The organism is Streptomyces sp. NPDC014676, assembly GCF_043084105.1.
GTDB lineage: Bacteria > Actinomycetota > Actinomycetes > Streptomycetales > Streptomycetaceae > Streptomyces.
The window spans coordinates 83,718-108,855 of record NZ_JBIBZI010000005.1; the positions used below are offsets into that span (position 1 = coordinate 83,718).

Sequence of the window (25,138 nt, forward strand, 5' to 3'; positions counted from 1 at the left end):
GGCGCGGGTTCAGCCGGTGGTCAGGCCGTCGGTCATGGCCTCGGTGTTGGCGCGCATCATCCGCAGGTAGGTGTCGGCGCCCCCGCCCTTCCCGGTCAGCGACTCGGAGTGGAGCTCGACGACGCGTACCTGGCCGCCGAGTTCCGTGCGCAGGACCTCGGCCAGGCGGGTGGGCCGGGAGGAGTCGGCGAAGACGGTGCGCACGCCCGCTTCGCGCATGGCCTCGGTGAGTGAGCGCAGGTCGGAGGAGCTGGGTGAGGCCAGGGTGGTGCCGCTGGGGATGACCGCGCCGATCACCCGGAAGCCGAAGCGGTCGGCGAGGTAGCCGAAGACGTGGTGGTTGGTCACCAGGGCGCGCCGGTCCTCGGGTATGCCGGCGAAGGACTTCTCCATCCAGGTGGTGAGGCCGGCGAGTTGTGCGTCGTAGCGTTCGGCGTTGTCCCGGACCGCCTCCTCGTCGACGCCGTCCACGTGCTCGATCACCTGGTCGGCGATCAGACCGGCGGCTTCGCGCACGCGGTCGGGGTCGGTCCAGAAGTGCGGGTCGGGCTGCCCGGCCTCCTCCTCGGGGCCTCCGTCGGCCTGCTTCCGGAAGGTGAGCGGGTCCACCGCCCTGCCGGCCTCGAAGGTGGCGACGCCGGACTCGTGGGCGGCCTCCACGTGCCGCAGTACGTTCTCCTCCAGGCCCAGGCCGTTGAAGACGACCAGGTCGGCGTGTTCCAGTTCGGCGGCCTGCACGGCCGACAGGCCGAAGGAGTGCGGGTCGGCGCCGGGCTTCATCAGTACGGTGACGTCGGCCTCGTCGCCGACGACCTCGCGGGTGATGTCGCCGAGGATGTTGGTCGTCACCACGACCCGGGGCCGCTCGTCGCCGCTCGTGCAGGCGGTGGCCGTACTCGCGCAGACGAGGGCGATCAGGGCCGCCGACAGGCGGCGCAGCCGCAGAACGGTTCGCCTCGGTGTCGTCATCGTCCGGTCTCCACCATCAGCGCCGGCTTCATGTCCAGGTCGAAGGTGCGGGCGACGCGCAGGCCGTCGTTGTAGTCGATCTCGTACACGCGGCTGCCTTCCGGGTCGTTGAGGTAGGCGCGGCTGCGGTCGACCTCGATCACGGGTCCGCGTCCGCCGGTGCCCGCCCGCAGGTTTCCGGTGAGGAGCCGCTCGGTCCGGGCGGCCGGCTCGCCGGTGGCGGTGTCGTAGCCGTGCAGTGCCCCGTCGGTCTCCAGGACGAGCAGCGGGGAGCCCTCTCCGGCGGTGTTGGCGGCGACGACGGGGCCGGTCTCCACGCGGGTCCACGTGCGTTCGGTGACGTCCAGCACCCACACGGCCCGGTCCCCGGCCGGTGCGGTGAGGGTGTCGCTGCCCGCGCGGTGGCGGAAGGACGACGCCCGTTCCCCCGCGGGCAGGTCGCGGCCGTACGGAATCCTCTCGGCCGTGAAGTCCCCGTCGTCCTCGCGGATCAGCAGGGCGCCGTCGGCGCAGCCGAAGACGACACCGCGCCGGGTGACGGCGTCGCCCGCCGGGTCCTCGCAGGTGGCGTCCGGGGACGTCACGCGCCCGCCCGCACGGTCGTACACCGCGAGCTTCGGCGTGCCGCCCTTCCCTTCGCCGGTGAGGGTCAGCAGGTGTTCCGCGTACGGCACCACCGCCCCGGCGTGGGTTCCGGGAAGCGTGCGGGGGGAGCCGACGCGGCCCTCCTCCAGGTCGGCCCGGCGGTGGACCGTGGCCCGGCCGTCCTCACCGGTCACCGCGGTGACAGCCGCGTCGCCCCGCACCCGCGCGCCCGCCGGGAACCTGCCGGCGTCGCGTATCGCGGCGCGGTAGTAGTGCACGTGGTCGCCGTGGTCCACCGTCCAGGCGCCGCCGTCGAGGACGCGGGTGCCGTCCTCGGTGCGGAAGTAGCCGAACCGGCCGTCCGTGGTGAGGTCCGTGGTGCCCGTCGTCCGGGACGTCTCGTGCGTCTTGCCGGTGATCAGGTCCAGTATCCGGGTGTCTCCGGTGACCGGGTCGTTGAGCATCAGCCGTGACTGCTGCTCGGCCGCCTCCTGGGCCCCTTCGACGTACCCGTGCGGGGTGGCGGAGGCCGTGGGACTCCCCTTCGGGGAGGACGTGTCGTCGTCCTGCCCGGCGCAGCCCGCGGTGAGCAGCGCGAGGGCCACGAGCGCGGCCGGCGCCCCGGCAGTGACGTTTTTTCGGACGGACAAGGACATCGCCTCTCAGGTCTTTCTCAGTCGGTCGCCGACGGGCGGATGCCTGCCGGGCGTGTACGGCGGTGGCGGATGCCGGATGCCAGGTGGGAGAGGAAGAACAGGCTCACGGCCAGGGCGGAGACGGTCGCGCCGGCGGCGGTGCCCAGATGCCAGGACAGCAGCAGGCCGAAGAAGGTGGCGGTCACGCCGAGCAGCGCCGCGAGGACCATCACGCCCCGCACGCCGCGTGCCCAGGGCAGCGCGGCCGCCGGCGGAGCGATGAGCAGGCCCAGCACCAGCAGGGTCCCCACGATGTGGAAGGAGGCGACGATGGCCAGCGCCAGCAGGCCGAGCAGCACGGCGTGGGCCAGGCGCGGACGCAGCCCGAGGGTGCGCGCCTTGCGCGGGTCGAACGCCAGGGCGAGGAAGGCGCGGTGGCCGAGGACCGAGACGATCAGGGCCAGTACGAGGGCCATGCCCAGCAGCGCCAGGTCCTGTTCGCGCACGGCGAGGACGTCACCGAAGAGGAAGCCGGTCAGGTCCACCGCGAAGGACTGCGACCGCGACACGATGATGACGCCGAGCGACAGCATCCCCACGAACAGCAGCCCGATACCGGTGTCCTGGGACAGCTTCGGGGTGCGGCCGAGGGCGGTGACACCGGCCGTCATGACCGCCGCGCTCAGCAGCGCCCCCACCATCGGATTGCCGCCCAGCAGCGCGGCGAGCGCCACTCCGGGCAGCAGCCCGTGCGACATGGCGTCACCGAGGAAGGCCATCCCCCTCAGCACCACCCAGGTGCCCGCCAGGGCGCAGATCGCCGACACCAGAATCCCGCCCCACAAGGCGCGTTGCACGAAGGTCGCCTCGAAAGGGGCTGTCAACCACTCCATGCGAGCACACTACAATGAAAATCATGTTCAAAAAATCCGGCCCCCTCTCCACCGCTCCCGAGGACACGACGTTCCGCATCCGCTTCACCGAGCTGTCCGCGGGCTACACCGGCCATCCGGTGCTTCATCAACTCACCGCCGAAATACCGGCGTTGGCCACCACCGCGCTCGTCGGCCCGAACGGCAGCGGGAAGTCCACCCTGCTCAGCGTCCTGGCCGGAGTGATCCGGCCCACAGCGGGCGAGCTGCACCACACCGGCACCCGGCCCCCGGCGTTCGTCCCCCAGCGCGGCGCGGTCGGTGACGCACTGCCGTTGACGGTCCGGCAGACCGTGGAGATGGGACGCTGGGGCGAACGCGGCCCGTGGCGCCGGCTGACCCGGCGGGACCGCGCCACCGTGGACGCGGCCATGGACCGCATGGGCATCGCCGATCTGGCCGCCCGTCAGCTCGGGGACCTGTCCGGCGGACAGCGGCAGCGCGCCCTCATCGCCCAGGGGCTCGCCCAGGAGTCGGACCTGCTCCTGCTCGACGAGCCGACCACCGGGCTCGACCCCGAGGCCAGGGAGCGCATCGCGGCACTGCTGACGGAACTGGTCGCCGACGGCGTGACCGTCGTCCACGCCACCCACGACCTGGACGCCGCCCGCGCGGCCGACGCCTGCCTCCTGCTGCGCGAGGGGCGCTTGACGGGACAGGGGCACCCCGACCGGATCCTCGTCCCGTCGACGCTCGCCGGCGCCTGGCGACCGGGCGGAACCACCTGATGCGCGCATTCCGACACTCATCGCACATGAAAACCGTTGTCATATACTGACGACGTCTCCCGTACGAACGTTCCGGACCGACCGGACCGAGAGGAACCCCCATGGCCGTGCCCAAGCGCAAGATGTCCCGCAGCAACACCCGCCACCGCCGCGCCCAGTGGAAGGCGAGCACCCCGAACCTGGTGCCCGTCACGGTGGACGGCGTGACCCACCGGGTGCCGCAGCACCTCGTACCCGCCTACCGGCGGGGCCTGTTGCGTCCGGAGGACTGAGACCGGCGCCCGGCCGGACCTGTGCGCGACCCTCTCCGGTCCGGGCGCGGTGCCGTCCGTGCCCGCTCCGGCGGTGCCCGGACGGCACCCATGAGCGACGGAAGGCGGACTCATGTACGGAACGGCCCGCGGCGAGTGGCGCACCACCCCACGGCGAGCCGCGGTCCTCGAAGCCCTGCGCGACCGCGACGACTTCGTCTCGGCGCAGAGCCTGCACGCGGCTCTGGCCGCGGACGGCACGGCGGTGGGGCTGACCACCGTCTACCGCACGCTCCGGTTGCTGGAGGCGGCCGGGCGCGTCGACGTGGTGCGCGACAGCGGCGGCGAGCGTTTCTACCGGACCAGGCCGGACGCCGGCCACCGCCACTACCTCGTCTGCCGGGTGTGCGGCCTCAGTCTGGCCGTCGACTCCGGGGAGGTCGAGGAGTGGGTGGCGAGGATCGCACGCGACATCGGGTTCCACGCGGTGCACCACACCGTCGAACTCACGGGTGTGTGCGACGGTTGCCGGCCCGGGGCCGGCGCATCGACGAACAGGCTCATGACCGGCCGGTGCACGGACGCGTGATCCGCGGAGCCGGTTCCCCGGTTACGGTCCTACTGCCAGGGCCGCCGCTGGAGCACCGTGCCCCGGCCGGGCATCGCGTCACCGACCGCCGTTCGGCGCGAGTGGTGCGCCGGGCGGACGGCACGGCCGTCCGCCCGCGTCGGCGTGATCGGCACCCGCGCGTCCGCCCGGCCGCACCGCCCGCCACAGCGGTGTTCGTCCCGCCGGGTGGGCGGGACGAACACCGTTCGGTGACAGGGTTCAGCTCTGTCGGGAGCCGTACGGAAGCAGGGCCATCTCGCGCGCGTTCTTGACGGCCCGCGCTATCTGCCGCTGCTGCCGGCGTGTCACATGGGTCACCCGGCGGCTGCGGATCTTCCCCCGGTCGGAGATGAACCTGCGCAGCAGATCGGTGTCCTTGTAGTCGACGTAGGTGATGCCGGCGGTGTCCAGCGGGTTGGCGCGTTTCGCGGTGCGCCGGTCGGTGCTCGTGCGTCGGGGCATGGCGGGGTCGTTCCTTTCTTCGCACACCGTGCGGTGCGTACGCGGCTTCAGGTCACCGGGTCGAGCAGGTCGTCGAACACGTGCGGAAGCTGTTCCCAACGGCTCCTGCCCTCCGCGTACTCCTCATCGGTGAGCAGGCACGAGTCGAGGAGGGCGTGCAGGTTGTCGCGGTCCAGGCCGGGCGCGGTGAAGGTGAGGTACTGGCCGCGGTCACCGTGCTCCGGGTGCCAGTCCACCGAGGCGGCGACGCGGCGTTCGGCGGGCACCATCTCCCAGGCGGCGTCGGGCAGGGCGGCCAGCCAGGGGCCGGCCGACTCCACGCACAGCGCACCGCCCGCGGCGTCCCAGGAGAACAGGGTGTCGGGGCGGTCCGCCAGCCAGAACCGCCCACGGCTGCGCGCGGCGGCGCAGGTCAGGTCCGCCAGCGCCGCGTAGAGACGCTGCGGGTGGAAGGGCCGCTCACGTCGCCAGACGAAGGTGCTCACCCCGTGCTCGTCGCGTTCCTGCGGCAGCAGCGCGCACGCGGGATGCACGCGGGCGGTGGCCGCTTCGGCGTCGAAGCCCGCCAGCAGGGCGGCGCCCAGGGCCCCGCTTCCCGCGGGCACCTTGCGCGCGCCGGGCGTGAGCTGGGCGAGCAGCGCGCGGTCGCCGTCGTCGGCGACCTCGCCGTCCTCGACGACGGCGATCACCGTGGGGTACTCCAGTTGCCGGGCGAAGGTGTCCGCGACCGTGCGCCGGTCGGCCGGGGCGGCGGCGAGGCCCACGTCGACGAGGTCGTCGCCGTCGGACAGGTACGGCAGGACGAGGGCCGGGTCGACCACGGTGGCCACCCCCGTCAGTGTGAGCGGCGCGCCCTCGGACGCGATGACCGGGGCCATGCCGTGGGGTTCGACGGAGTCCCACAGTTCCACGACGGCCAGCCGGTGACCGCCCGCTTCCGCGAGCCGCGTCAGTTCCGGGACGAGGTCCTCGCGCAGCGCGCAGCACGCGCAGTCGTTCACCAGGGGCGCGTCGCCGCCGCCGAGCAGGCCGTCGGCGTCGCGCACGGTCCGGTGCACCGAGCCGTCGACGGCGGACGTCAGGTCGTGGTGCAGGGCGACCGAACCGGGCACCGTGCGCAGGATCTCGTCGACGGCCGCCCGGCGGGCGTCGGCGTGGAGTCCGGCGACGATCGCGACCGGCAGCCGTGCCCGGCCCCCGCTCACCGCCCGCTCCGTTCGCGTCCGTAGCGCCGCTCGAAGCGCTCGACCCGGCCCGCGGTGTCCAGGACGCGCTGGGTGCCGGTGTAGAAGGGGTGGCTCGCCGAGGAGATCTCGACGTCGATGACCGGGTAGGTGTTGCCGTCCTCCCACTCGACGGTCCGGTCGCTGGTGGCCGTCGACCGGGTGAGGAAGGCGAAGTCGGCGGCCCGGTCGCGGAAGACGACGGGGCGGTACGGGGGGTGGATTCCGGGCTTCACGGTACTCAGCGCTCCTCACGGAAGTCGACGTGGCGCCCGGCGACCGGGTCGTACTTGCGCAGCGTCAGGCGGTCGGGGTCGTTACGGCGGTTCTTGCGGGTCACGTAGGTGTAGCCGGTGCCGGCGGTGGACCTCAGTTTGATGATCGGACGCAGTTCGTTACGGGCCATGGACCGCACTGTACACGGTATTGAATTTCATTTTCATCTAGCTGTTAGTGTGCTGCCATCGATCGACATCGAGGAGGAACTTTGTCCGCTCACTGCCAACTCACCGGCCGAAAGCCCGGCTTCGGGCATCAGATCTCGCACTCCCACCGGCGCAGCAAGCGCCGCTTCGACCCGAACATCCAGCGCAAGCGCTACTGGCTGCCGAGCGAAGGCCGCCATGTCCGGCTCACGCTCTCCGCCAAGGGCGTCAAGACGGTCGACACGATCGGCATCGAGGCGGCGGTCGCGCGCATCCGCGCCCGGGGAGGGAAGGTCTGATGGCGAAGAAGAGCAAGATCGCGAAGAATGAACAGCGACGGCTCGTCGTGGCCCGCCACGCCGAACGCCGTGCCGAACTGAAGGCGATCATCTCGTCCGTCCGGACGTCCGACGAGGAACGCGCCGCCGCCCAGCGGGAACTGCGCCGGCAGCCCCGCGACGCCAGCGCCACCCGCGTGCGCAACCGCGACTCCGTGGACGGCCGTCCCCGCGGTCACCTGCGCGCCTTCGGCCTGTCCCGCATCCGCCTGCGCGAGATGGCCCACGCGGGCGAACTGCCGGGGGTGACCAAGAGCAGTTGGTGAGGGGATGCGCGCCGGACGGGGCTCGGGACGGTTCAGTGGCCGTCCCGGTCCCCCGCGCGGGCCGTGTCCAGGGCGCCGTGGAACTCGCGGACCGTCGCGTCCGGCACCCGCCGCCGTGTGCCGGTCGCCCCGGAGAGCCTTGCGAGAGGGATACGGCTACGACACCGCCAAGTCCGCCCTCGACGCGCTGGGGGCGGACACGGCACTGACCGGGCTGCTCGGCAAGGACTTCACCGCTTCCTACCTCTCGTACAAGCGCGACGAGGTCGCGCGCTTCCACCGGCACGTCGCCGACTGGGAGTTCACCGAGTACGCCTACCACCTGTGACGCCGAGGAGGGACCCGGCCATGACCACGAACGCACAGACCGTGACCGACGCGGCGCGCGAGCCGATACCCCTACGACTTCGACGTCGCCCGCCGGGACAACGACCACGTCACCTTCGGCAAGGGCAGCCCCCACCTGTGCCTGGGCAGCCTGCCGATCCGCACCGAGATCCGCATCATGTTCGAGGAGCTCATCCCGCGCCTGGCCGGCATCGAGCTCGCCGGCGACGTCCCCCGGGTCCGCTCCGACTTCGTCAACGGCATCAAGGAGCCGCCGGTCGAGGTGACTCTCGCCCGACCCGTTGAAGCGGGAGGATCCGCGGCCCTCGCCCCTCGCCGGGCGAGGGACGTGCGCTTGACCTGAACCGGACTTGAGCTTCTACGTTCGTTCGCAGCCGCGGGGACCGGCCGGCGGCGTCTTCCGAGGAGGTTCGTCATGGCCGAGCACACGGCCGACACCGACGGCATCGAGATTCCCGACCGTTACCACCATGCCGTGGTCCCGCACATCATGGTCGAGGACGCCGCCGCGGCGATCGACTTCTACCGGCGGGCGTTCGGCGCCCGTGAGGACTTCAGGATCGACGCTCCGGGCGGCGGGATCCTGCACGCCGAGATCACCGTCGGGCGGTCGGTGCTGATGCTGGGCGATGCGAGCACGGACGAGGCGGAGGGCGGCTCCTTCGCCGCGCCGGCCGCGCTCGGCGGGGGCACCTCCGTCACGCTGCACGTCTTCGTGCCGGACGTCGACGGCCTGGCGGAGCGCGCGGAGGCGGCCGGCGCCGAGATCCTCCAGCCGCCGACCGACATGTTCCACGGGGACCGCACCGTCATCCTGAAAGACCCCTCGGGCCACATCTGGGTCTTCCTGACCCACCTGGAGGACGTCTCGGAGGAGGAGCTGCGGCGACGCCTGGCCGCCGCCGGGTGACCGCTCGCCGCGGGCACACGGTCCGTGAACTCGGTACCCGGTTCGGGGCGTGCGCCCGCGACGGGTTCTTCCGGCCGGTCATCGACCTCGGGACCGTCGCGCGGGAGTGCGTCACCGCCGGGCGAGGCGGTCCGGGCTCACCCGCCGTCCGTGCGGCGGCGGATGAAGTCCACGGTGCGGGTGAGGCAGTCCTCGACGTCCGTGTCGGTCAGGCCCACCCAGAGGTGGTTGCCGCCGTCGAGGAGGCGCAGGTCGGGTTCGTGACCGGCGGCCCGCAGGGCGTCGGCGAGGCGGACGGACTGCCGGGCGGGGACCAGGACGTCGTCGGTGCCGTGCAGGATCAGGAAGGGCGGCGCCTGGGGGCCGACGTGGGTGACCGGGCTGGCGTCGCGGGCCGCGTCGGTCCGCTCCGCCGGGGCACCGCCGAGCAGCAGGGCCTCGAAGCCGGCCGGGTCGTGGGCGTCGTAGGCACCCTCGGGGTGGTCCTCGGCGAGCGCGGGCAGGTCGGTGGGGGCGTACCAGGTGACGCAGCCGGAGACGGTGCCCGCGGGCCGGGTGAGGGCGGTCAGGGCGGCGAGGTGTCCGCCGGCCGACTCGCCCCACAGGACGGTCCGCGCGGTGTCCAGGCCGAGGTCGGCGGCGCGGGTGCGCAGCCAGGTGAGGCAGGCGGCCAGGTCGTCGGTCTGGGCGGGGTGGGGGGCCTCGCCGCTGAGGCGGTAGTCGGGGCAGGCGACCGCGAATCCGGCCCGGACGAGCCGGGCGAAGGGGCCGGGGTTCCAGTGGCGGAAGCGGGGGCCGAGGTCGTCGCGCAGGCCCGTGCGCCAGGCGCCGCCGTGGACGAAGACCACGACCGGGACGGGGCCGGCGGTGTCCTGCGGCAGCCACAGGTCGACGGCGAGCGGACGGCTGCCCTCGGGGACCGCGTAGACGGCGCCGCGCAGCAGCCGCACGCCGTCGACGGGGTGCGCGGGGTGCGGCAGGGGCAGCGCGGCCGGGTCGGGCGGGGCCAGGAGGTGGAAGGGGAACGTCACGGTGGGTGCCTTACGTCAGCGGGCCGTACGGGGCAGGATGCGGCGGGCGTTGGCGGTGGTGAGCGCGCGCCAACTGCGGGCGCCGTCGGGTGCCGGGGCGGCGTCCAGGCCCGCGACGTGGGCCTCCACCCCGGCGGCGGGGGTCCAGCAGTGGTCGCTGCCGTACAGGAGGCGGTCGCTGCCGACGAGGTTCAGCAGGGCGGGGAGCTGGCGGGGCAGCACGGGTCCGGCGAGGTCGTAGTGGAGGCGGCGGAGCTGTTCGACGGCGCCGGGGGCCGCCGTGCCCTCGGGCATGAACATCCTCATGAAGCCGTCGATGCGGTCGGCCAGCACCGGCAGGGCGCCACCGCAGTGCGGCACGATCACCGTGAGGTCGCGGTGGCGCTCCAGCGTCCCGGCCATGAGCAGGTCGGTGACGGTGCGGGCGGTGTCGAAGATGAACTCGATCATCGGCCGGGGCCGTCCGAGGGCGGACCGCTCCCAGCACACCGGGGAGGTGGGGTGCAGGAAGACGACGGCGCGGCGCCGGCCGAGCTCGGCCCATACGGGCTCCAGGCCCGGGTCGCCGAGGTAGGTGCCGTGGGTGTTGGTCTCCAGGACCACCCCGTCGGCGTGCAGGGTGTCGTAGGCGTACGCGATCTCCTCCAGGGCGCCGTCGACGTCCGGGAGCGGCAGCGAGGCGAACAGGCCGAAGCGGCCGGGGTGGTCGCGTACGGCCTGGGCGCCGGCCTCGTTGACCTCGCGGGCCAGGCGGCGGGCGGCGGTGTCGTCGCCGAAGTGGACGCCCGGCGAGGAGATCGAGAGCATCGAGGTCTCGATGCCGCAGCGGTCCATCAGCTCCAGGTGCGCGGCCGCCGACCAGGTGGGCCAGGCGGGGACCCCGTCGGGGAGTTCGTGTCCGGCCTCGCGGGCCCGGTGGACGTAGGAGTCGGTGAGGAAGTGGGCGTGGACGTCGAGGTATCCGGGGGTGTCAGGGGACACGGGGGGTTCCTTCTTCTGCGGCGGACGGATCTTCTGCGGCGGGCGGAGGAGGGGCGGGACGGCGCCGGGTCGGGCGGTGGCGTACGGCGGTGGCGGCGCGTTCGCCGAGCACGATGCCGGCCAGCCCGGTCAGGCCGAGGAGCGGCGGGGCGGGTGAGGTGACGTCCAGCGCCCAGTACAGCGCGCCCATGAGCAGACCGGCGGCGAAGGAGAGGCCGGCCTTGCGGAGGAAGCCGCGCGTGGCGCCGACGGCGCTCACAGGGTCTCCAGCACGGCCTGGCCCAGCAGCATGCCCAGCAGTCCGGCCAGCGCGACGGGGGGCGGTGCGGGCGACTCGGTCCGCACCAGCACGTAGGCCACGCCGACCAGCGCTCCGGCGAGCAGTGCCTTCAGGTACGGCATGGAGCGCTCAGCTTCCGGTGCGCCACGTGTGGTCGGGCAGGAAGTTCACGTCGTACCGCTGCGGCACGGTGCCGAACTTGTGCGGCTCGGGGACGAACGGCTTCTGGGGCAGGCCGAGTTCGTCGGTGGGGGTGCCGAGGTTCTCGAAGAACCGCTCGAAGGTGCCGCCCGGTCCCGCGGCCACGCCGACGATCCGGCTGTGGTGGCGTTCGATGCGGTAGGCGTGCGGGCAGTTCTTGGGCACGAACCCGAAGTCGCCCGCGGTGAGCAGCTTCTCGTACTGCTCGCCCTCGAGGTCCTCGACGAACAGCCGTACCGCGCCGTCGGTGATGTAGAAGACCTCGTAGGTGTCCGGGTGGGAGTGGGCGGGGATGATGTCGCCCTTCGGGCCCTCGCAGGTGAAGAAGTTGAACGTGTTCTCGGTCTGCTCGCCGCCGGCGTAGACGGTGAACAGGTCGGTGAACAGGTGGGCGCGGTCGCCCTGGCCCTTCTCGATGAAGTACGGCTTGCCCGGCTCGGGCGGGATGTGGGAGCGCTCGCGGTAGCGGGTGGCGAACTCGATGGTCATGGTGGTCCTTCCCGTTGAAGAAGTTGAAGAAAGAAGAAAATGGGACTCGGTCGGGGCGTCGGCGGCTCGTGCCCTGCCCTTTCGCGGCTCGTTCTTCACGCTAGACCGGCCGGGAGGGACGGCCTGCGTACACTCGGGCACGCGATGAAGGAAAACGGACAGTTCCCCGTGGGCCGTGCGGCGGCCGGTGTCCCGGCCGTGTCGTATCAGCCGACACCCGGCAGGCCGCCGGGTCTGGAGGTCCTCGACCTGCCCGGACTCGCCGCCCGCGCCGTGGAGCGGGGGCTGCCCCTCACGGTGCCCGGACGTCCGGCGTTCCACGTGGTCGTCGCGGTCCGCGGCGGGCGGCTCGTGTGCTCGGTGGACTTCACCTCGTACCCGCTCACGCCGGGTGACTGGCTGTGGGTGTGGCCCGGACAGGTGCTCCGGTTCCCCGACGGGCACCGGGGCTGCGACGCCACCGTCCTGGTCTTTCCCACCGGCTTCCCCAGCGCCGCGACGGACGCGCTCATCCGGGACGGCGCGCACGTCCCGTACCGCCTCGTCACGCCGGACGGGCCGCGGCAGGCGGCCCTGCTGCGGCTCCTGGACGCCCTGGTCGAGGAGCACGCCGCGCTGTCCGACCTGCCGCTGGAGGCGTACGTCGAGACGCTGCGGAACCTGCTGTCGGTGATCCTGATCCGGCTCGTCCACCTCGCCGACCCGCGACGGCAGGGGCGTTCCGGCGGCGGCGAGCCGTTCCGGCTGTTCCGCGAGGCCGTCGAGGAGGACTTCCGCCGGACCCACCGGGTCGAGGACTACGCCGCCCGGCTCGGCTACAGTCCGCGCACCCTGACCCGGGCCACCCGGGCCGCCCTCGGCTGCGGCGCCAAGCGCTACATCGACGACCGGGTGCTGCTGGAGGCCAAACGTCTGCTGATCCACAGCTCGCTGCCGCCCGCCGCCGTCAGCGAACGGATCGGGTTCACCTATCCGACGGTCTTCAGCGCCTTCTTCCGTCAGCACACCGGTATGACGCCGACCGAGTTCCGGTCGCTGACGAAGCCCTGAGGCGTGGAGTCAGCCGCCGGCCGGGGCCTTTCGCGGGGTCAGCCGCCGGCGGGGTCCTCCTCGGGGTCGCGCAGCCGCGGGATGAAGACGGAGAGCACCAGGGCCACGACCGTGACCGCGGCGCCGAGCCAGAAGATCCCGGAGTAACCGGCGTCGAGGTAGAAGGCGGTGCCGTCGACGGTGGTGCTGTTCGCGCCCAGGACGGCGTAGGCGCCGGCGGTCACGACGGCGCCGAACAGGCTGATGAGCATGTTGAGCATGCCGCTGCCCAGTCCCTGCTCGTCGGGCGAGACCACGCCGATCACCAGGACCGGCGCCACCGAGACGACGACGCCGGAGCCGAGGTTGGCGACGCAGGAGGTGACGATGAGCTGGAGTTCGTCGCCGTGGAAGAAGCCCACGAGGGTGTAGCCGACGGCCATGACCGCAAGGCCCGCGCACCACACCCGGCGCGCGTCGAAGCGGCGCAGGTACCGGCTGACCAGCATGCCGGTGCCGAACATCACCAGGTTCCAGCTCACGCTGACGACGGCGTTGTGGTGGGCCGTCCAGCCTAGCCCGTCCGACACGCCCGGAATGGCGGGGTAGAGGGCGAGCAGGATGGCGAGGCCCGGCAGGGTGAAGGCGACCGTCTGACCGAGCCCGCCGGCCGTCAGCGCCAGGGCGACCGGGCGGCGGCGCAGGACCTTCAGGTCCAGGATGGGGTGGGCGCTGGAGCGCTCGACGAACAGGAAGGCGGTCAGCGCGACGGCCCCCGCTCCGAGCCAGCCCAGGGTCCGCGCGTCCGCCCAGCCCCAGCTCTGTCCCTGACCGAGGGCGTAGACCACGGCCGTCAGGCCGCCGCCGAGGACCAGGCCGCCCGGCCAGTCGAGACGGGACTCGAAGGCGTACCGGGGGGTCTCCGGGACCAGCAGCGCGATCAGCGCGAAGGCGACCGCGGTGGCGACGGCGAGGAACCACAGGACCCCGCGGTACCCCCAGGTGTCGATCAGCCGTCCCGCGAGGAACGGGGAGCCGAGGGCCACCAGGCCCACGCTGCTGCCCATGATGCCGCTCGCCTGCTTCACCAGCCGGGCCGGGAAGACGTCCCGTACGGCGGCGAACGACAGGGCGCCGAAGGGGCCGTAGCACCCGGCGATCGCCCGGCCGGCGAGGACCAGCCAGAAGCTGCCGGCCAGCGCGGCCAGCAGTTCGCCGAGGGCGCCCAGGGCCGTCATCGCGAGCATGACGCGCCGCTTGCCGTACAGGTCTCCCAGCTTGATCACGAAGGGGGTGAGCAGGGTCGACACCAGGGTGAGGGTCAGGCCGAACCACACCACCTGGGTGGTGTGGAACGCCTGGGCCACGCCCGCGATGGCGTTGGCGCCGAGGATGCCGCCCGCGGCGAGCAACTGGGTCGGCCAGGCGAGCGCGATGAGGATCAGGACCAGGCGGGGTGTCCACCGCCCGTCCGCGGGGTCGCGGGGTGCGTGGTCGACCGTGGGGCTTGATGACGGCGTCGTCATGCCAGCCCTCCTTTCACGGAGGTGCCGAAGGAAGGGGGGAGCATGTGGGGGAAGGGCTGAGGACGGGCTGCCGTGACGCGTGGTTCACGGGGATGTGACAGCGCGGCAACCTGTCGTCGCGTGGGTCGATGATGACCCGAACACCTAGTGACCGCTAGGTTTCGAGAGTGTGGCCCACCTCACACAGAACGCCCACAGCCGGTACGGCCGGCCGCCCTCCCGCGCCCCGCCGGTACTGTTCTGGCATGGCGACACCCAGGGGACCTCGCGGCCACTACACGGCGGGCCGGGCGCGGCGCACGCAGATCCTGGAGGCCGCCCTGCTGCGCTTCGGCAGGGACGGCTACCGCAAGACCTCCCTCGCCCGCGTCGCACGGGACGCCGAGATCACCGACGCCGGACTGCTGCACCACTTCCGCGACAAGCAGCAGCTGCTGCTCGCGGTCGTCGAGTACTGGCACGAGCGCATGGACGTGCGCTGGGAGCGCGTCTCCGACTCGGTGCGGGACGCCTTCCGCTGCCACCTGGAGGACACGGCCGAGACACTCGGCATGCCCGGCATGGTGGAGCTGGCGGTCGTACTGACCGCCGAGGCCACCGCGCCCGACCATCCGGCCCACGACCACTTCACCACCTGGCAGGAGAAGGGCGTCGCGGAGCTCGCCGACCGACTGCGGGCCGGCAGCGACAGCGGCGAACTGCTCCCCGGCCTGGACCACGAGGGCATCGCCCGCGAGTGCGTCGCCGTGGACGCGGGCCTGCAGCAGCAGTGGCTGGCCTCGGGGCGGTCCTTCGACCTGATCGCGGTCATGCGCGCCCACCTCGACCGCCTGCTGCGGGGCATCTCCACGGACGGACAGGGGCTGTAGGGGCCCCTTCGGAGCCACCCGGCCTCCAGCGACACCCTTTGCTTGTCATGAGCATGACCTATCGATCCGAGCGCCCCCTTGCGCGTGCCGCACGTCACACACTCGAATACCTGGTAATCACTAGGTATTGGCTGCATGATCGTGCCTGCTCCCCCGTCACCGCCGAGAAGGGCGCCATGAACCACCACTGGACCGCACGCGTCGTCAGTCCCCGCATGCCCGTGCCCGCCGAGGGGGCCCGCCCGGCCGCGCTGCTGCGGAGCGAGTTCACCGCGCGGACCGCCGTACGGTCGGCCCGGCTCCTGGTCACCGCCCTCGGCGTCTACGAACTGGAGCTCAACGGCGCCACGGTGGGCGACCACGTCCTGGCGCCCGGCTGGACGAGCTACCGCCACCGCCACCGCTACCAGTCCTTCGACGTCACCCCCCTGGTCCGCGAGGGCCGCAACGCCTGGGGCGCCCACCTGGCCGACGGCTGGTACCGGGGCCTGCTCGGCTTCAACGGCGGCACCCGGGACATCTACGGCGAGCGCACCGGGCTCCTCGCCGAACTGCACCTCGAGTACGCCGACGGCACCACCGGAACCGTCACCACCGGGGACGGCTGGCGCTGGAGCGCCGGGCCGGTCCTCGCCGCCGGTCTGTACGAGGGCGAGGAGTACGACGCCCGCCGGGAGCGGGCGGGTTTCAGCGAAGCCGGCTTCGACGACTCGGCGTGGCAGCCGGCCGACGTCATCGACTTCGACACCACCGTCCTCTTCCCCGCCGACAGCCCGCCGGTGCGCCGCACCGAACACCTCGCGCCCGTCGCGGTCACCACCTCGCCCACCGGGCGCACGGTCCTCGACTTCGGCCAGAACCTCGTCGGACGGCTGCGCGTCCGGGTCCGCGGCGAGGCCGGCCGCACGGTGACCCTCCGCCACGCGGAGGTCCTGGAGGACGGTGAACTCTGCACACGTCCGCTGCGGCACGCGCTCGCCACCGACCGCTACGTCCTGCGCGGCGACCCGGCGGGCGAGGAGTGGGAACCCCGCTTCACCTTCCACGGCTTCCGCTACGCCGACGTCGAGGGCTGGCCCGGCGACCTCGACCCGGCCGACGTCACGGCCGTGGTCGTCCACAGCGACCTGCGCCGCACGGGCTGGTTCTCCTGCTCGGACGCCTCCCTGAACCGGCTGCACGAGAACGTGGTGTGGGGGATGCGCGGCAACTTCGTCGACGTGCCCACCGACTGCCCGCAGCGCGACGAACGGCTCGGCTGGACCGGGGACGTCCAGGTCTTCGCCCCCACCGCCGCCTTCCTCCACGACGTCCGCGACTTCCTGCGCTCCTGGCTGCGCGACCTCGCCGCCGACCAGGGCGCCGACGAACGGCGCGTGCCCCCGGTGTTCAGCCCCGACATCCCGGTGATCACCCCGGTGCCGATCCCGCCCGGTAACCCGCCGATGGCCGGCTGGTGCGACGCGGTCGTCGTCGTGCCCTGGGTGCTGTACGAGCGCTACGGCGACACGGAGGTGCTGCGCGCCCAGTACCCGTCGATGCGCGCCTGGGTCGACGCCGTCGACCGCCTGGCCGGACCGGACCGGATCTGGGGCGAGGGGTTCCAGTTCGGCGACTGGCTGGACCCGACCGCCCCGGCGGACGACCCCGGCAGCGCGATGACGTCGTCCGCCCTGGTCGCCACGGCGTACTTCGCGCACTCCGCGCGGCTGCTGGCCCGGACCGCGGAGGTCCTGGACGACCACGACGACGCCGTCCGCCACCATGCCCTGGCCGACGCGGTCCAGGGCGCCTTCCTCGCCCGCTTCCACGCCGGCGGCGGACGCCTGACGGAGGAGACGCAGACCGCCTACGCCCTCGCCCTGTGCTTCCGGCTGCTCGAGGACGACGCCGAGCGCGCCGAGGCCGGACGCCGGCTGGCCGCCCTGGTGGCGGAGCGCGGCCACCGCATCGGCACCGGCTTCCTCGGCACCCCCCTGGTGTGCGACGCGCTGACCGGCACCGGGCACGTGGACACCGCCTACCGGCTGCTGACGCAGCGGGCGTGCCCGTCCTGGCTGTACCAGGTCGACATGGGCGCCACCACCGTGTGGGAACGCTGGGACAGCGTGCTTCCCGACGGCAGCGTCAATCCCGGCGAGATGACCTCGTTCAACCACTACGCGCTCGGCGCGGTCGCCGACTGGATGCACCGCACCGTGGCCGGTCTGGCCCCGGCCGAGCCGGGCTACCGGCGGCTGCTGGTCCGTCCCCGTCCCGGCGGCGGCCTGACCTGGGCGCGGGCCGAGCACGAGACGCCGTACGGCCGGGCCGGGGCCGGGTGGAGCCGGGAGGGCGACAGGCTGCGCGTCGACCTCGTCGTGCCGCCCGGCGTCACCGCGCTGGTCGACCTGCCGGGTGCGGAGCCCGTGGAGGCCGGACCCGGCCGGCACACCTTCTACGCGCCGTTCCCCGCGACCACGCGGTGACGCCCGACGACCGCCCTACCCGACCCAGTACGAGGAGCACACGCATGACCCACACCAGCCTGCCCGACACCTTCCTGTGGGGCGTGGCCACCGCGGGACACCAGAACGAGGGCGACAACAGCGCCAGTGACACCTGGTTCCTGGAACACACGACGCCCTCGCTGTTCCGCGAGCCGAGCGGTCCGGCGTGCCGCGGCTACCAGCGCTGGGACACGGACCTCGACCTGGCCGCGGGCCTCGGGCTCAACGCCTTCCGGTTCTCCGTCGAGTGGGCCCGTGTCGAACCCGAGCGCGGCGTCGTCTCCGCCGAGGCCCTCGACCACTACGAGCGCAAGGTCGACGGCTGTCTCGAACGCGGGCTCGCCCCCCTGGTGACGTTCAGCCACTTCACCGCACCGCACTGGTTCGCCGCGGCCGGATCCTGGACCGCCGCCGACGCCCCCGCCCGCTTCGCCGAGCAGTGCGACCGCGTGATGGCGCGCTTCGGCGACCGTATCTCCCACGCCGTCACCCTGAACGAACCCAACCTGGAACAGTTGCTGCAGGCGGGCGCGAAGCTCCCCGCCGAGGCCGAGACGCTCAAGACCCGGATGCTCGAGGCGGCCGCGCACGCCGCCGGGAGCGACACCTATGCCAGTGCGAACGTCATCCCCGCCCACCGGCAGGACGAGTTCCAGGCCGCGTTCACCCGGGCGCACCGGGCCGCCCGCGACGCGATCAAGGCCCGCCGCGCCGACCTGCCCGTCGGCGTCTCCATCGCCGTCGCCGACGAGGTGGCCCTCCCCGGCGGTGAGGAACGCCGGGACGCCAAGCGTGCCGCCGTCTACGACCACTGGCTGCGCGAGGCGCGCCACGACGACTTCATCGGCGTGCAGAACTACGAGCGGATCGTCCACGGCCCCGACGGCGAGGTGACGCCCGCCGGTGAGCGCAACGGGATGGGCACCGTCATCGAGCCGGCCTCCCTCGCGGGCGCCGTGCGCTACGCCCACGAGGTGTCCGGGGTACCGGTCCTCGTCACCGAACACGGCATCCAGACCCCGGACGACGCACAGCGCGCCGCCTTCGTCCCCGCCGCCGTCGAACACCTCGCGGCCGAGGTGCGCGCGGGGACGCCCGTCCTCGGGTACTGCCACTGGACGCTCATGGACAACTTCGAGTGGATCTTCGGATACGGTGCCCGGCTCGGGCTCCACGAGGTCGACCGCGACACCTTCGAGCGCCGCCCGAAGCCGAGCGCCAAGGCGTACGCGGACGTGGTGCGACGCCACCGGGGCCCGCTCGCCGGCGCCTCGAACTGAGCCGGTGCGGCGCGGGGTAGGGAGGCCGGTATGAGTTCCCGGCCCGCACCGCTGCTCGCGCTCGACCTGACCGGCACGTTCGCCTTCGGGCTGAACGGGGCGCTGACGGCAGTACGCGCCGCGCGGCTGGACGTGGTCGGCGTGGTCGTCCTCGGCATGATCACCGCGGTGGGCGGCGGCACGATCCGCGACACGCTCGTCGGTCAGGTCCCGACGGTGCTCCGCACCGGCCTGTACGCCATTCCGGCCCTGGTGGGCGCGGCGGTGACCGTCCTCACCGTCGAGACGGGGGTGTACGGGCTGCCGGCCGCGCCGGGGGCGGCGACGGCCTGCTTCCTGATCCGTGTGCTCGGCCTGCGCTTCGGCCTCAACGCGCCCGAGCCGCCCGAGACCCGCAGGAGCGAGGACGCGGGCGGGGCCGGCGCGTAGACCGCTCCAGCCGGTTCACCCGTACGGCCGTCCGCCACGCCCCGTCCTCGTCCGGTGGCCGAGGACGGGGCCGGAGGCCGCCCGCTCCAGGGGGCCGGAACACTCTCACGAGGAGCCTCGATGACTCGTCCCGCCCGGACCGTGCTGACCGGCCTGGACACCGTCCGCGCCGACGTGGAGGACCTCTACCGGGACCTGCACCGGCACCTGGAACTCGGCCTGCGGGAGCACCGTACGGCGAAGAAGGCGGCGGACGCCCTGCGGGAGTGCGGCTGGGAGGTGACGGAGGGCATCGGCGGCACGGGCGTGATCGGGGTGCTCACGAACGGGGACGGCCCGGTCGTCATGGCACGGGCCGACATGGACGCCCTCCCGGTCCGCGAGCGGACGGGTCTGCCGTACGCCTCCACCGAGACGGTGACCGACGAGAACGGTGACGAGCAGCCGGTGATGCACGCCTGCGGACACGATGTGCACGTGGCCTGCCTGATCGGCTGCGCACGGCTGCCGGCCGGGCGGCGGGACGCCTGGCGGGGGACCTTCGTGGCGCTCTTCCAGCCGTCGGAGGAACAGGGAAACGGCGCCGAAGCCATGATCGACGACGGTCTCACCGCGAAGTCGCCCCGGCCGGACGTCGTCCTCGCCCAGCACGTCCTGCCCTGTCCCGCCGGTTACGTCGGCACCCGTGCGGGGTCCTTCCTGTCCGCCGCGGACAGCCTGCGCGTCACCGTCCACGGACGCGGGGCGCACGGCTCGATGCCGCAGGCGGCGGTCGACCCCGTGGTGGCGGCCATGATCGTCGTACGTCTGCAGACCGTCGTCTCCCGGGAGCTGGCCGCCACCACCCCCGCCGTGGTGACGGTGGGCAGCGTCCACGCCGGCAGCGGCCCCAACGTCATCCCGGACCGGGCCGTCGTCGAGCTCAACGTCCGCACCTACGACGACGCCACGCGCACGCACGTCCTGGACGCGATCGAGCGGATCGTCAGGGCCGAGTGCGAGGCGTCCCGCTCCCCCAGGCCCCCCGAGATCGAACGCATCGCCTCCTTCCCGCCCACCGTCAACGACGAGGAGCCGACCCGGCGCGTCGCGGACGCCTTCGCCGCGTACTTCGGCGACGACGCGCACACCGCCGAACCGCAGACCGCCAGCGAGGACATGAGCGAGATCCCCCGGGCGTTCGGGGCTCCGTTCACCTACTGGGCGATCGGCGGCACCGACCCGGAGCGCTACGCCGAGGCCGCGAGGAACGGGACCGTCGCCGAGGACATCCCGGTCAACCACAGCGCCGGCTTCGCGCCCGTCGTCCAGCCGACCCTGGACACCGGAATCGCCGCGCTGACGGTGGCCGCCCTGGCCTGGCTCGGAGGCTGGGCCGCCTCCGGCCTCCCTTCCTGAGCCGAACGGCGCAACAGTCGGTCACTCCAGGTGCCCACAGGTCGACGGAACGCGACGATCGAGTGAGGAGAGACAGGAAGGACACCCATGCACCACGCACCGCGCGGGTCCCTGGCCGCTGTGATCGCCCCGGTCCTCGGCGCGTCACTTCCCGCCGACGCCGCCCGACCCGCCTCCGGCGCGTTCTCCCGCTGAAAAGCCCCGGCCCGGGCGGAGCAGGCGGCCAGGAAGGGGGACACCCGTGACACGCGCGGAGAACGCCCCGCCCTCCCAGACCAGGGCCCGGCGGCGTTCGCTGGCGGCCCAGCTCGCCGATCCGGTACGCACCTACCTGACCACCGAAGCGGGCAGCGCCGGGCTGCTCCTGGCGGCTGTCGTGGTGGCCCTGGGGTGGGCCAACTCGCCCTGGTCCGGGGGGTACGAGTCGCTCTGGGCGACCGAGGCGTCCGTGTCGCTCGGCGACGCCGGACTCTCCATGGACCTGGGGCACTGGGTGAGCGACGGCCTGATGGCCCTCTTCTTCTTCGTCGTCGGCCTGGAGGTCCGCTACGAGGCCTCGGTCGGCTCGCTGGCCGGCCGCCGCCGCGTTCTGCTCCCGGCCGCGGCCGGTGTCGGCGGCATGGTCGTTCCGGCGCTGCTCTACCTGGCGATCGCTCCCTGGGGCGAGGCCGCCGGCGGCTGGGGCACGGTCATCGGCACCGACACGGCCTTCATGCTCGGGGCGCTCGCCGTGGTGGGGCCCCGGTTCGTCACCCAGCTGCGGGTCTTCCTGCTGGCCGTCACCGTCATCGACGACATCGTGGCGGTCAGTGTGATCGGCCTGGTCTACTCGGACACGGTCCGCCTGCTGCCCCTGCTGGTGGCACTCGCCCTCTGCGCGGTCCTCGCCGCGCTGACCCCGCTGGGTACCTGGCGCACGGCACCGTACCTCCTCGTCGTTCTCGTGCTGTGGCTCGCCACCCTCGCGTCCGGTCTCCACGCCTCCATCGCCGGCATGCTCGGCGGTCTCCTCATCCCTGCCCACGCCCCCGCGCCCGAGGCCGTGGACCGCGCCACCCGGCTCGCCCGAGCCTTCCGCCAGTCGCCCCGCGCCGATGTGGGGCTGTCGGCACGCGTGGGGCTGCAACGGGCGGTCTCGGTGAACGAGCGGCTGCAGCTGATGCTGCACCCCTGGGCGAGCTATGTGGTCGTCCCGCTGTTCGCCCTGGCCAACGCCGGTATCGACCTGCGCGGGGGCGTCCTGGGAGGCGCCCTGTCCTCCCGGCTCACCTGGGCCGTCGTCGTCGGCCTCGTGGCCGGAAAACTCCTGGGCGTGTGGGGCGGAACCCGGCTCGGCACCCGCCTCCGCCTCGGGAAGCTCCCCCAGGGGGTGGGCCCGGGACACGTCGTGGGCGGTGCCGTGCTGTCCGGGATCGGCTTCACCGTCTCCCTGCTGATCGCCGGTCTCGCCTTCGACGACCCGGTCCTGCGCGACCAGGCGGTCGTCGGTGTTCTGCTGGCCGCAGTGCTCTCCACCGCCCTGGGGTGGCTCGCGTTCCACCTCGCCGCCGTCCTGCGCGGCGAGACGGACGCCGACCTGCCCCGTGTCCTCGCCCGCCCGGTCGACCCGGCCACGGACCACATCACCGGCCCCGCGGACGCGCCCCTCACCCTGGTGGAGTACGGCGACTTCGAATGCCCCTACTGTGCCCGCGCCACCGGCGTCACCAAGGAACTGCGGGAGCGCTTCGGCGACCGGTTCCGTTATGTCTTCCGGCATCTGCCGCTTCCCGACGTCCACCCGCATGCCGTGCTCGCCGCACGGGCGGCCGTCGCCGCCGGCGCGCAGGGGCGCTTCCGGCAGATGCACGACCTGCTGTACGAGCACCAGGACCGGCTGGAGTTCGAGGACATCGCCGCGTACGCCATCGAGATCGGACTCGACGTGGAGCGCTTCCTCGAGGACATCGACGACGAGGAGACCGCCGAGCGGGTACGGGCCGACGCGGCCGGCGCCGAGGCCAGTGGTGCCCGCGGCACACCGACCTTCTTCGTCGGCGACCGGCGGCACACCGGGCCGTACGACGCGGAGACGCTCGCCGGCGAGCTCGAGAGATCCGCGTCCCACGGCTCGTCCTGAACCCGCCGTCACCGCCCCGTCCCGGTGCCCGCGCGCTCAGCGGCGCAGGGCGGTCTCGCTCTCCATGTGGGACAGCTTCTCGGGGTTGCGGACGGCGTAGAGGCCGGTGATGCGGCCGTCGTCGACGCGCACCGCGAGGACGGTGTCGAGCACGCCGTCGAGTCCGACGATCAGCGCGGGGCGGCCGTTGACCTCCGCCGGCCGCAGCGACACCTCGGCGGTGAGCCTGCCCAGTCCGCCCCGCAGCAGGCGGGCCACCTTGTCGGCCCCCACGATGGGCTTGAGGACGGCCTGCTTGACGCCGCCGCCGTCGCCCAGGAGGACGACGTCCGGGGCGAGGACGTCGAGCAGGCCCTGCAGATCGCCCGTCTCGACCGCCCGCCGGAAGGCGTCGAGGGCGTCCCGTGTCTCGGCCGGTGACACGGCCCCGCGCGGCCGGCGTGCCGCGACGTGCGCCCGTGCCCGGTGCGCGATCTGGCGCACCGCGGCCGGGCTCTTGTCGACGGCTCCGGCGATCTCGTCGTACTCGAGGCCGAACACCTCGCGCAGCACGAACACCGCCCGCTCGGTGGGGGCGAGCGTCTCCAGCACCAGGAGCATCGCCATCGAGACGCTGTCGGCGAGCTCGACGTCCTCGGCCACATCGGGGGCGGTGAGCAGCGGTTCGGGGAGCCAGGAGCCGACGTAGGACTCCTTGCGGCGGCCGAGCGTACGCAGTCTGCTCAGCGCCTGCCGGGTGGTGATCCGTACGAGGTAGGCCCGTCGGTCCCGCACCGCGGCGAGGTCGACGCCCGCCCAGCGCAGCCAGGTCTCCTGCAGCACGTCCTCGGCGTCGGCGGCCGAGCCGAGCATCTCGTAGGCGACGGTGAACAGCAGGTTGCGGTGGGCGACGAACGCCTCGGTCGCCGTGTCCGTGTGCTCTGTTTCCTCGCTCTTCACCGGCTGCTCCCGCTCGTTCGCTTCCCACGGTCTCCCGCACACAGGACGCCGGCCGCCGGGGTTCTGTGACATGTGCGGGGAGGGTTCGTCCGGAAGACGGCCGTCCGCCCCGGCGTCCGGGCTTGTTCCGGGCGGGACGCCGGGGCGGGCGCCGGCCGGGAGTCCCGGCCGGGGAGGCCGTCAGCAGCCGATGGGGGCGGAGCCGACGGCCACGTCGTCGAACCACAGCGTGTCGTCGCCCGTCCCGTAGCTCTCCCAGCCCAGTCGCAAGGCGGTGGGGCGGGGCGGGACGGTACGGGCGAGCCACTGCCGGTCGACGTCCTGCGTCGGCACACCGTCGGCGTGCAGGCCGGGAACCTGCTCGTCGCCGAGCCAGGTGTCGAGTCCGGGGGCCGTCGTGTCGATCGCGAAGCGCAGGCACTGCCAGCTTCCCGTCGGCAGCGGCCTGCTCAGCGCCACTCCGGCCGGGCTCTGCTCCGGCAGGGTGGCGTCGTCGCTCTCCCGGTTCCACTGCAGGGCGCCGTTCTGGCCGCCGACGCGCAGGCTCCGCCCGTTCTGGGAGGAGTCGGGCAGGGACACGAAGGTGACGTGGGCGGAGGGGAGCGCGGTGGTGTGCCGCACCCACATGCGTACGTGCATCACCGGACCGACCGAGGACAGGTCCGCGGTGGCGGCGACGAAGGCGTGGTTGCAGTAGCCGGCCCGGCCGTCGACCCGCAGCGACCGGTTGCCGCTGTGCGCGACGGCGGTGTCCACGGCGGCCGTCCCGGTGCCCTGGCAGTCGGGTGCGGTGAAGCGCCAGTCGCCGGACGGGGCGGAGCCGGTCTGGTCCTCGAAGTCCGAGCAGAGCGCGGCGCTGCCGCAGTCCGCACTGGGTGGCGGGGTCGTGGGCGGGGGCGTGGTCGGCGGCGTGGTGCCGTCACCGCCGCACGGCACGCCGTTGAGGGCGAAGTCGCTCGGTGCGGGGTCGGCCGAACGCCAGGTCCCCTGCAGACCGAACTCGGCGGCGCCTCCCGTGGGCAGCGCGCCGTTCCAGCCGAGACTGTCGGCGACGACGGACGCGCCGGTCTGGGTGACGGTCGCGTTCCACGCGGAGGTCACCCGCTGGTCGCCGGTGTAGGTCCAGGTCAGCCGCCAACCGTCCAGCGCGGGGCCGAGATTGATGACCTTGATCTGTGCGGTGTAGCCGTCGGCCCACTTGTTCACGGTGTAGTCGACCCGGCAGCCGGTCTCGGCGCCGCTCGCGGGCAGCACCGTGAGGGCGGACGCCGACAGTACGGCGGCGGTGAGGACCGCGGTCCAGGGCCGGCGCGGTAATCGTGCGAGGAGAGCGCGCACTTGTGCCTCCGAGGTGAGGGGTGAGGGGGTGGGACGTACGAGGTGCGAAAGCAGGGGC

At 73.1% G+C, this 25,138-nt stretch carries 28 protein-coding genes and 2 pseudogenes; 15 read left to right on the forward strand and 15 right to left on the reverse strand.

The window, feature by feature from the left end; genetic code table 11:
* Positions 1 to 9 precede the first annotated feature (9 nt).
* From aztC to aztB, 3 genes are read right to left on the reverse strand one after another with little or no spacing between them, the layout of a single operon-like run.
* The gene (gene aztC, locus ACF1DX_RS15805; protein WP_391791746.1) at positions 10 to 969 is read right to left on the reverse strand and encodes a zinc ABC transporter substrate-binding protein AztC; all 960 of its coding nucleotides are present in this window, start codon (positions 967 to 969) and stop codon (positions 10 to 12) included.
* Complete coding sequence (locus ACF1DX_RS15810) at positions 966 to 2,210, reverse strand: hypothetical protein (protein ID WP_391791747.1); 1,245 nt, start codon at positions 2,208 to 2,210, stop codon at positions 966 to 968. The genes aztC and ACF1DX_RS15810 overlap by 4 nt, the downstream gene beginning before the upstream one ends.
* Before the next feature lie 17 nt (positions 2,211 to 2,227).
* Positions 2,228 to 3,082, reverse strand: coding sequence for a zinc ABC transporter permease AztB (gene aztB, locus ACF1DX_RS15815; protein ID WP_391791748.1), 855 nt, complete (start codon positions 3,080 to 3,082; stop codon positions 2,228 to 2,230).
* Positions 3,083 to 3,096: 14 nt separating this feature from the next.
* Here aztB and aztA point away from each other — a divergent pair, with 14 nt between their 5' ends.
* The 3 genes from aztA (at position 3,097) to ACF1DX_RS15830 (ending at position 4,689) form a co-directional block, all read left to right on the forward strand.
* Positions 3,097 to 3,849, forward strand: a complete 753-nt coding sequence (gene aztA / locus ACF1DX_RS15820) for a zinc ABC transporter ATP-binding protein AztA (protein WP_391791749.1) — start codon at positions 3,097 to 3,099, stop codon at positions 3,847 to 3,849.
* A gap of 101 nt (positions 3,850 to 3,950) precedes the next feature.
* The gene (gene rpmF, locus ACF1DX_RS15825; RefSeq protein ID WP_030871982.1) at positions 3,951 to 4,121 is read left to right on the forward strand and encodes a 50S ribosomal protein L32; all 171 of its coding nucleotides are present in this window, start codon (positions 3,951 to 3,953) and stop codon (positions 4,119 to 4,121) included.
* A 112-nt stretch (positions 4,122 to 4,233) separates the two neighbouring features.
* The gene (locus tag ACF1DX_RS15830) at positions 4,234 to 4,689 is read left to right on the forward strand and encodes a Fur family transcriptional regulator (RefSeq protein WP_391791750.1); all 456 of its coding nucleotides are present in this window, start codon (positions 4,234 to 4,236) and stop codon (positions 4,687 to 4,689) included.
* 240 nt (positions 4,690 to 4,929) lie between these two features.
* Here ACF1DX_RS15830 and rpsR read toward each other — a convergent pair whose 3' ends face one another.
* The 4 genes from rpsR to rpmG are packed head-to-tail and all read right to left on the reverse strand — an operon-like array spanning position 4,930 to position 6,801.
* The gene (gene rpsR, locus ACF1DX_RS15835; protein ID WP_030871977.1) at positions 4,930 to 5,172 is read right to left on the reverse strand and encodes a 30S ribosomal protein S18; all 243 of its coding nucleotides are present in this window, start codon (positions 5,170 to 5,172) and stop codon (positions 4,930 to 4,932) included.
* Between the two features lie 47 nt (positions 5,173 to 5,219).
* On the reverse strand, positions 5,220 to 6,377 hold the full coding sequence (locus tag ACF1DX_RS15840; protein WP_391791751.1) for a CobW family GTP-binding protein: 1,158 nt from the start codon (positions 6,375 to 6,377) through the stop codon (positions 5,220 to 5,222).
* On the reverse strand, positions 6,374 to 6,631 hold the full coding sequence (locus ACF1DX_RS15845; RefSeq protein WP_030868016.1) for a type B 50S ribosomal protein L31: 258 nt from the start codon (positions 6,629 to 6,631) through the stop codon (positions 6,374 to 6,376). The genes ACF1DX_RS15840 and ACF1DX_RS15845 overlap by 4 nt, the downstream gene beginning before the upstream one ends.
* 5 nt (positions 6,632 to 6,636) lie before the next feature.
* Complete coding sequence (rpmG, locus tag ACF1DX_RS15850; protein ID WP_017949758.1) at positions 6,637 to 6,801, reverse strand: 50S ribosomal protein L33; 165 nt, start codon at positions 6,799 to 6,801, stop codon at positions 6,637 to 6,639.
* An 81-nt stretch (positions 6,802 to 6,882) separates the two neighbouring features.
* On the opposite strand from rpmG, the gene rpmB reads away from it, so the two are divergent.
* The 5 genes and pseudogenes from rpmB to ACF1DX_RS15875 all read left to right on the forward strand — a co-directional run bounded on the left by rpmB (position 6,883) and on the right by ACF1DX_RS15875 (position 8,682).
* Positions 6,883 to 7,119 carry a 50S ribosomal protein L28 gene (rpmB, locus tag ACF1DX_RS15855; protein ID WP_030868018.1) on the forward strand — a complete coding sequence of 79 codons (237 nt, stop codon included), beginning with the start codon at positions 6,883 to 6,885 and terminating at the stop codon, positions 7,117 to 7,119.
* On the forward strand, positions 7,119 to 7,424 hold the full coding sequence (gene rpsN / locus ACF1DX_RS15860) for a 30S ribosomal protein S14 (RefSeq protein WP_391791752.1): 306 nt from the start codon (positions 7,119 to 7,121) through the stop codon (positions 7,422 to 7,424). The genes rpmB and rpsN overlap by 1 nt, the downstream gene beginning before the upstream one ends.
* 145 nt (positions 7,425 to 7,569) lie before the next feature.
* Positions 7,570 to 7,752 (forward strand): annotated as a pseudogene (locus ACF1DX_RS15865) (glutamine synthetase); the annotation flags it as partial.
* Positions 7,753 to 7,821: 69 nt separating this feature from the next.
* Positions 7,822 to 8,046 (forward strand): annotated as a pseudogene (locus ACF1DX_RS15870) (cytochrome P450); the annotation flags it as partial.
* A gap of 141 nt (positions 8,047 to 8,187) precedes the next feature.
* Positions 8,188 to 8,682 carry a VOC family protein gene (locus tag ACF1DX_RS15875; RefSeq protein WP_391791753.1) on the forward strand — a complete coding sequence of 165 codons (495 nt, stop codon included), beginning with the start codon at positions 8,188 to 8,190 and terminating at the stop codon, positions 8,680 to 8,682.
* Between the two features lie 137 nt (positions 8,683 to 8,819).
* Here ACF1DX_RS15875 and ACF1DX_RS15880 read toward each other — a convergent pair whose 3' ends face one another.
* From ACF1DX_RS15880 to ACF1DX_RS15900, 5 genes are read right to left on the reverse strand one after another with little or no spacing between them, the layout of a single operon-like run.
* Positions 8,820 to 9,713, reverse strand: a complete 894-nt coding sequence (locus ACF1DX_RS15880) for an alpha/beta hydrolase fold domain-containing protein (RefSeq protein WP_391791754.1) — start codon at positions 9,711 to 9,713, stop codon at positions 8,820 to 8,822.
* Between the two features lie 15 nt (positions 9,714 to 9,728).
* Positions 9,729 to 10,694, reverse strand: a complete 966-nt coding sequence (locus tag ACF1DX_RS15885) for an amidohydrolase family protein (RefSeq protein ID WP_391791755.1) — start codon at positions 10,692 to 10,694, stop codon at positions 9,729 to 9,731.
* Positions 10,684 to 10,953 carry a DUF1427 family protein gene (locus tag ACF1DX_RS15890; protein ID WP_391791756.1) on the reverse strand — a complete coding sequence of 90 codons (270 nt, stop codon included), beginning with the start codon at positions 10,951 to 10,953 and terminating at the stop codon, positions 10,684 to 10,686. The genes ACF1DX_RS15885 and ACF1DX_RS15890 overlap by 11 nt, the downstream gene beginning before the upstream one ends.
* Positions 10,950 to 11,096, reverse strand: coding sequence for a DUF1427 family protein (locus ACF1DX_RS15895; protein WP_078914118.1), 147 nt, complete (start codon positions 11,094 to 11,096; stop codon positions 10,950 to 10,952). The genes ACF1DX_RS15890 and ACF1DX_RS15895 overlap by 4 nt, the downstream gene beginning before the upstream one ends.
* Positions 11,097 to 11,103: 7 nt before the next feature.
* Positions 11,104 to 11,664: a quercetin 2,3-dioxygenase gene (locus ACF1DX_RS15900; RefSeq protein ID WP_391791757.1), complete on the reverse strand. Its 561-nt coding sequence runs from the start codon at positions 11,662 to 11,664 to the stop codon at positions 11,104 to 11,106.
* Positions 11,665 to 11,808: 144 nt separating this feature from the next.
* On the opposite strand from ACF1DX_RS15900, the gene ACF1DX_RS15905 reads away from it, so the two are divergent.
* Positions 11,809 to 12,714, forward strand: coding sequence for a helix-turn-helix domain-containing protein (locus ACF1DX_RS15905; protein ID WP_391791758.1), 906 nt, complete (start codon positions 11,809 to 11,811; stop codon positions 12,712 to 12,714).
* Positions 12,715 to 12,752: 38 nt separating this feature from the next.
* Here ACF1DX_RS15905 and ACF1DX_RS15910 read toward each other — a convergent pair whose 3' ends face one another.
* Positions 12,753 to 14,219 carry an MFS transporter gene (locus ACF1DX_RS15910; protein ID WP_391791759.1) on the reverse strand — a complete coding sequence of 489 codons (1,467 nt, stop codon included), beginning with the start codon at positions 14,217 to 14,219 and terminating at the stop codon, positions 12,753 to 12,755.
* 245 nt (positions 14,220 to 14,464) lie between these two features.
* Here ACF1DX_RS15910 and ACF1DX_RS15915 point away from each other — a divergent pair, with 245 nt between their 5' ends.
* The 6 genes from ACF1DX_RS15915 to nhaA all read left to right on the forward strand — a co-directional run bounded on the left by ACF1DX_RS15915 (position 14,465) and on the right by nhaA (position 22,803).
* Positions 14,465 to 15,088, forward strand: a complete 624-nt coding sequence (locus ACF1DX_RS15915; protein WP_391791760.1) for a TetR family transcriptional regulator — start codon at positions 14,465 to 14,467, stop codon at positions 15,086 to 15,088.
* 176 nt (positions 15,089 to 15,264) lie between these two features.
* Positions 15,265 to 17,556, forward strand: coding sequence for a family 78 glycoside hydrolase catalytic domain (locus ACF1DX_RS15920; RefSeq protein WP_391791761.1), 2,292 nt, complete (start codon positions 15,265 to 15,267; stop codon positions 17,554 to 17,556).
* A gap of 44 nt (positions 17,557 to 17,600) precedes the next feature.
* Positions 17,601 to 18,857 (forward strand): family 1 glycosylhydrolase, encoded by a 1,257-nt coding sequence (locus ACF1DX_RS15925; protein ID WP_391791762.1) that lies wholly within the window; start codon positions 17,601 to 17,603, stop codon positions 18,855 to 18,857.
* A gap of 30 nt (positions 18,858 to 18,887) precedes the next feature.
* A complete protein-coding gene (locus ACF1DX_RS15930) occupies positions 18,888 to 19,286 on the forward strand; it encodes a trimeric intracellular cation channel family protein (protein WP_391791763.1) in 399 nt (132 codons plus the stop codon).
* A gap of 120 nt (positions 19,287 to 19,406) precedes the next feature.
* Entirely contained in the window at positions 19,407 to 20,684 is a 1,278-nt protein-coding gene (locus tag ACF1DX_RS15935) for an amidohydrolase (RefSeq protein ID WP_391791764.1), read from the forward strand.
* Positions 20,685 to 20,925: 241 nt separating this feature from the next.
* A complete protein-coding gene (nhaA, locus tag ACF1DX_RS15940; RefSeq protein WP_391791765.1) occupies positions 20,926 to 22,803 on the forward strand; it encodes a Na+/H+ antiporter NhaA in 1,878 nt (625 codons plus the stop codon).
* A 36-nt stretch (positions 22,804 to 22,839) separates the two neighbouring features.
* Here the strand turns inward: nhaA and ACF1DX_RS15945 are convergent, their stop codons facing one another.
* Together ACF1DX_RS15945 and ACF1DX_RS15950 are read right to left on the reverse strand one after the other, a co-directional pair.
* Complete coding sequence (locus ACF1DX_RS15945) at positions 22,840 to 23,814, reverse strand: RNA polymerase sigma-70 factor (protein ID WP_391791766.1); 975 nt, start codon at positions 23,812 to 23,814, stop codon at positions 22,840 to 22,842.
* 108 nt (positions 23,815 to 23,922) lie between these two features.
* Entirely contained in the window at positions 23,923 to 25,080 is a 1,158-nt protein-coding gene (locus ACF1DX_RS15950; RefSeq protein ID WP_391791767.1) for a cellulose-binding domain-containing protein, read from the reverse strand.
* Between the last annotated feature and the right edge of the window lie 58 nt (positions 25,081 to 25,138).

Excerpts from the sequence above, each read along its gene's own strand:
- ACF1DX_RS15945 (WP_391791766.1), bottom strand. The coding sequence starts at position 23,814 with ATGTCACAGAACCCCGGCGGCCGGCGTCCTGTGTGCGGGAGACCGTGG.
- ACF1DX_RS15930 (WP_391791763.1), top strand. The coding sequence starts at position 18,888 with ATGAGTTCCCGGCCCGCACCGCTGCTCGCGCTCGACCTGACCGGCACG.
- ACF1DX_RS15920 (WP_391791761.1), top strand. The coding sequence starts at position 15,265 with ATGAACCACCACTGGACCGCACGCGTCGTCAGTCCCCGCATGCCCGTG.
- ACF1DX_RS15910 (WP_391791759.1), bottom strand. The coding sequence starts at position 14,219 with ATGACGACGCCGTCATCAAGCCCCACGGTCGACCACGCACCCCGCGAC.
- ACF1DX_RS15830 (WP_391791750.1), top strand. The coding sequence starts at position 4,234 with ATGTACGGAACGGCCCGCGGCGAGTGGCGCACCACCCCACGGCGAGCC.
- ACF1DX_RS15905 (WP_391791758.1), top strand. The coding sequence starts at position 11,809 with ATGAAGGAAAACGGACAGTTCCCCGTGGGCCGTGCGGCGGCCGGTGTC.
- rpmG (WP_017949758.1), bottom strand. The coding sequence starts at position 6,801 with ATGGCCCGTAACGAACTGCGTCCGATCATCAAACTGAGGTCCACCGCC.
- ACF1DX_RS15810 (WP_391791747.1), bottom strand. The coding sequence starts at position 2,210 with ATGTCCTTGTCCGTCCGAAAAAACGTCACTGCCGGGGCGCCGGCCGCG.
- ACF1DX_RS15925 (WP_391791762.1), top strand. The coding sequence starts at position 17,601 with ATGACCCACACCAGCCTGCCCGACACCTTCCTGTGGGGCGTGGCCACC.
- rpsR (WP_030871977.1), bottom strand. The coding sequence starts at position 5,172 with ATGCCCCGACGCACGAGCACCGACCGGCGCACCGCGAAACGCGCCAAC.
- rpsN (WP_391791752.1), top strand. The coding sequence starts at position 7,119 with ATGGCGAAGAAGAGCAAGATCGCGAAGAATGAACAGCGACGGCTCGTC.
- aztA (WP_391791749.1), top strand. The coding sequence starts at position 3,097 with ATGAAAATCATGTTCAAAAAATCCGGCCCCCTCTCCACCGCTCCCGAG.
- aztB (WP_391791748.1), bottom strand. The coding sequence starts at position 3,082 with ATGGAGTGGTTGACAGCCCCTTTCGAGGCGACCTTCGTGCAACGCGCC.
- rpmF (WP_030871982.1), top strand. The coding sequence starts at position 3,951 with ATGGCCGTGCCCAAGCGCAAGATGTCCCGCAGCAACACCCGCCACCGC.
- ACF1DX_RS15915 (WP_391791760.1), top strand. The coding sequence starts at position 14,465 with ATGGCGACACCCAGGGGACCTCGCGGCCACTACACGGCGGGCCGGGCG.
- ACF1DX_RS15895 (WP_078914118.1), bottom strand. The coding sequence starts at position 11,096 with ATGCCGTACCTGAAGGCACTGCTCGCCGGAGCGCTGGTCGGCGTGGCC.
- aztC (WP_391791746.1), bottom strand. The coding sequence starts at position 969 with ATGACGACACCGAGGCGAACCGTTCTGCGGCTGCGCCGCCTGTCGGCG.
- ACF1DX_RS15900 (WP_391791757.1), bottom strand. The coding sequence starts at position 11,664 with ATGACCATCGAGTTCGCCACCCGCTACCGCGAGCGCTCCCACATCCCG.
- ACF1DX_RS15875 (WP_391791753.1), top strand. The coding sequence starts at position 8,188 with ATGGCCGAGCACACGGCCGACACCGACGGCATCGAGATTCCCGACCGT.
- ACF1DX_RS15935 (WP_391791764.1), top strand. The coding sequence starts at position 19,407 with ATGACTCGTCCCGCCCGGACCGTGCTGACCGGCCTGGACACCGTCCGC.